This window comes from Pseudomonas sp. DVZ6 (assembly GCF_024259445.1).
GTDB classification, from domain to species: Bacteria; Pseudomonadota; Gammaproteobacteria; order Pseudomonadales; family Pseudomonadaceae; genus Aquipseudomonas; species Aquipseudomonas peradeniyensis.
In genome coordinates this window covers 1-854 of sequence record NZ_JANCLM010000100.1, presented here as the reverse complement: position 1 = coordinate 854, position 854 = coordinate 1, and the positions used below count along the sequence as shown (strand labels likewise).

Below are 854 nucleotides of genomic sequence, written 5' to 3'. Positions count from 1 at the left end.
CAATCCGACCTGAGCTACCGCTTCGAACCCCTGGCCAGCCAGGACCCGTTCGAGGTGGTCTCCTTCACCCTCGACGAAGCCCTCAGCACCCCGTTCAGGCTGGTGCTCGAACTGGTCAGCTACGAAGACAACGTCGATTTCGCCCACCTGCTCGACAAGCCCGCGCTGTTCACCATCCTGCGCGGCCAGCGACCGATGCGCCATGTACACGGCCTGATCAGCGCCTTCAGCCAGGGCGACACAGGTTTCTGCCGCACCCGCTACCAGGCCGTGATCGAGCCCAAGCTGGCCCGCGCCGGGCTGCGTTCGAACTGGCGCATCTTCCAGCAACAAAGCGTGCCGCAGATCCTCGAAACCCTGTTCAAGGCCCAGCGCATCACCGACTTCGAGCTGGGCCACAGCTTCCCCCACGCGCCCCGCGAGTTCTGCGTCCAGGCCGGCGAAACCGACCTCGCCTTCATCACCCGCCTGGCCGCCGAGGAAGGCTTCATCTACCGCTTCGTCCACAGCGCCAAGGGCCACCGCCTGCTCATCAGCGACCGCGTGCTGACCCTGGGCATGATCAGCTCCAGCCTGGTCAAGCCCGAAGACGATGACGACGACGAAGGCTTCATCGACGACGACTACCCCGACCCGCTCGCCGTGCTCTACCACGCCAACAGCGGCGGCGACCAGGCCCGCCCCTGCCTGCGCCGCCTGCACTACCGCGAACAGGTGCGCACGGCCCGCCAGGTGCAACGCGACTACTCCTTCACCCACCCGGCCTACCACCTGCAGCAGGAGTTCAACGCCAGCGATCTGCAGCACCAGGCCGACGACTACGAGCGCTTCGACTACCCCGGCCGCTACAAGCG

The 854-nt window shown here is 66.4% G+C and carries 1 protein-coding gene; it reads left to right on the top strand.

Annotated elements, in window-relative coordinates; all coding sequences use genetic code 11:
• The coding region (gene vgrG, locus NMG10_RS25795; RefSeq protein ID WP_254465375.1) for a type VI secretion system tip protein VgrG at positions 1-854 on the top strand (854 nt) is incomplete at both ends.